Below are 512 nucleotides of genomic sequence, written 5' to 3'. Positions count from 1 at the left end.
AGGCGATCTTGACCCCATCGAGGGCGACCACCCCCAACTGCCCCATCCCGACCCGGGCGCATAACGCCAACACCTGGGCGAACAGTTCCTCGACCACGTCGGTGCAGTCGGCCCGAAACCGCGAGATCGTCACATGATCTGGGGCGTCACCGGCGCAGATGATCCGGTAGGCGACATCACGCTGACACAGTCGTTCCAGCTGCCGCGACGAGCGTTGACCTTGCGCCCACCCCCAGATCAACAGGGTAAGCAACATATCCGGGTCATAACCGGCCCGCCCGACTCCGCCGATCTTTCGTTTCGCATGCAGTCGCGAGGTATCCAATGCCGCGACGGTCTCGATCACCAACCACACCGGATCATCAGCTGCCAACCACTCACGCATGCTCGGCGGCATCAAAAAGTCTTGGTCCCGCTGCACCGGTCGATACCCCTTGGCCACCAACACATCATCAACCAGTCAACCCACCGCACCCGCCCGACAAGCCGAAATGCCAGCGGGAAATCCCGCT

At 62.3% G+C, this 512-nt stretch carries 1 protein-coding gene; it reads right to left on the bottom strand.

What is annotated here, in order from left to right; translation table 11 throughout:
* The coding region (locus M1L58_RS23280) for a transposase (RefSeq protein ID WP_374112788.1) at positions 1-442 on the bottom strand (442 nt) is incomplete at its 3' end.
* Positions 443-512: the final 70 nt, after the last annotated feature.

Origin of the sequence: Gordonia sp. C13 (assembly GCF_023218005.1) — a bacterium.
Lineage (GTDB): Bacteria > Actinomycetota > Actinomycetes > Mycobacteriales > Mycobacteriaceae > Gordonia > Gordonia namibiensis.
The sequence above is the reverse complement of the archived record's forward strand: the minus strand, read 5'-3'. Positions and strand labels throughout refer to the sequence as shown.